The sequence below is a fragment of the Streptomyces ossamyceticus genome (assembly GCF_001418475.1).
GTDB classification, from domain to species: Bacteria; Actinomycetota; Actinomycetes; order Streptomycetales; family Streptomycetaceae; genus Streptomyces; species Streptomyces ossamyceticus.
In genome coordinates this window covers 1-1963 of sequence record NZ_LIQX01000919.1, presented here as the reverse complement: position 1 = coordinate 1963, position 1963 = coordinate 1, and the positions used below count along the sequence as shown (strand labels likewise).

General features: G+C 73.7%; 3 protein-coding genes. All 3 read left to right on the top strand.

What is annotated here, in order from left to right; all coding sequences use genetic code 11:
- On the top strand, positions 1 to 424 hold a 424-nt coding region (locus tag AOK15_RS43430; RefSeq protein WP_205632321.1), incomplete at its 5' end, for a Nif3-like dinuclear metal center hexameric protein.
- Positions 421 to 1164 (top strand): zinc ribbon domain-containing protein, encoded by a 744-nt coding sequence (locus tag AOK15_RS40540; protein ID WP_205632322.1) that lies wholly within the window; start codon positions 421 to 423, stop codon positions 1162 to 1164. The genes AOK15_RS43430 and AOK15_RS40540, both read left to right, overlap by 4 nt.
- Positions 1165 to 1212: 48 nt before the next feature.
- A partial coding sequence (locus tag AOK15_RS40535; protein WP_240508827.1) for a reverse transcriptase-like protein occupies positions 1213 to 1963 on the top strand: 751 nt, incomplete at its 3' end.

Genomic DNA, 1963 nt, shown 5'->3' with positions numbered 1-1963 from the left:
ATGCCCTGCGCGGTGGCGGGCCGCCGAGCGGCTGCCCGCCACCGCGCAGGGCATCCGTCTCGCCGGCGACCCGGAGGCGCTGGTCCGCACGGTCGCCGTCAGCGGCGGCTCCGGCGACAGCCTCTTCGACGACGTACGCGCGGCCGGTGTCGACGCGTTCCTCACCGCGGATCTGCGTCACCACCCCGCCTCCGAGGCGGTCGCCCGTACGACGGAGGCCGCCGCCACCCCCCTCGCGCTGCTCGACGCGGCGCACTGGGCCACCGAATGGCCCTGGTGCGAGCTGGCCGCCGCCCAGCTCGACGAGATCTCCGACCGGAAGGGATGGGACCTGCGCGTCCACGTCTCGAAGACGGTCACCGACCCCTGGACCGCCCACGCGGCGTCCACCACCGCCACCGAGAACCTGGGAGCCCCCAACTGAACGCCGCGCCCGCCGACCAGATCCGACTCCTCGACGTCCAGGACCTCGACGTACGCCTCCAGCAGCTCGCGCACAAGCGGAGGTCGCTGCCGGAGCACGCCGAGATCGAGTCGCTGACGAAGGACCTCACCCAGCTGCGTGACCTCCTCGTCGCCGCGCAGACCGAGGAGAGCGACACCGCCCGCGAGCAGACCAAGGCCGAGCAGGACGTGGACCAGGTGCGTCAGCGCGCCACCCGCGACCAGCAGCGCCTGGACTCGGGCGCGGTCAGCTCCCCGAAGGACCTGGAGAACCTCCAGCGCGAGATCGCCTCCCTCGCCAAGCGGCAGGGCGACCTGGAGGACATCGTCCTGGAGGTCATGGAGCGCCGGGAGTCCGCGCAGGAGCGGGTCGCCGAGCTGACCGAGCGGGTCGGCGCCGTCCAGGGCAAGATCGACGACGCGACCGCCCGCCGGGGCGCGGCCTTCGAGGAGCTCGACGGCGAGGCCGCCTCGGTGACCAAGGAGCGCGAGGTCATCGCCGCGTCCGTCCCCGCCGACCTCCTCAAGCTCTACGAGAAGCTGCGGGAGCAGCAGGGCGGCGTCGGCGCGGCCAAGCTGTACCAGCGCACCTGCCAGGGCTGCCGCCAGGAACTGGCGATCACCGAGCTGAGCGAGATCCGCAAGGCCGCGCCCGACACGGTCGTCCGCTGCGAGAACTGCCGCCGCATCCTGGTGCGCACCTCGGAGTCGGGTCTGTAGCCGGGAGCCTGGGAGCGGCCGTAGTCGACAGACCAAGAGGTTGATGTGGTGCGGGAGTTCATCGTCGAGGCCGACGGGGGGTCCCGGGGCAACCCGGGACCCGCGGGCTACGGTTCGGTCGTCCTCGACGCGGCGACGGGGGAGCCGTTGGTGGAGACCGCCGAGTACATCGGGGTCGCCACGAACAACGTCGCCGAGTACCGGGGCCTCATCGCGGGTCTGAAGGCGGCGTACGCGCTGGACCCGACGGCCACCGTCCGCGTCCGTATGGACTCCAAGCTCGTCGTGGAGCAGATGTCGGGCCGCTGGAAGATCAAGCACCCCGACATGAAGCCGCTGGCCGCCGAGGCCCTGCGGGTCTACGCCCCCGGCCACGTCACGTACGAGTGGATCCCGCGCGACCAGAACAAGCACGCCGACCGGCTCGCCAACGAGGCGATGGACGCGGGCAAGCGGGGCGAGCAGTGGTCGCCGTCCACGTCCACGGCGGATCTCGACACCCGCGCGACCCGGCAGAGGGCGGGGGTTGCCCCGTCCGCCGCCGCCCCCGCGCCGTCGGGCCCGCCCGGGGACGCGGCCGCGGGCGCGGCGAGGAGTACGGACACCGCCGACGCCGCCGGGCGCGACGCCGATGCGCCGGGCGCGGCCGTGCCTGACACCGATGAGCTGGGCGCCGCAGGGCCCGGCACCGATGAGCTGGGTGCCGACGGGACGGGTGTCGATGTGCCGGGCGCTGTTGAGGCCCGGCCTGCCGAGCCGGACGCGGTTGAAGCCCGGTCTGCCGGGCGCGACGCCGATG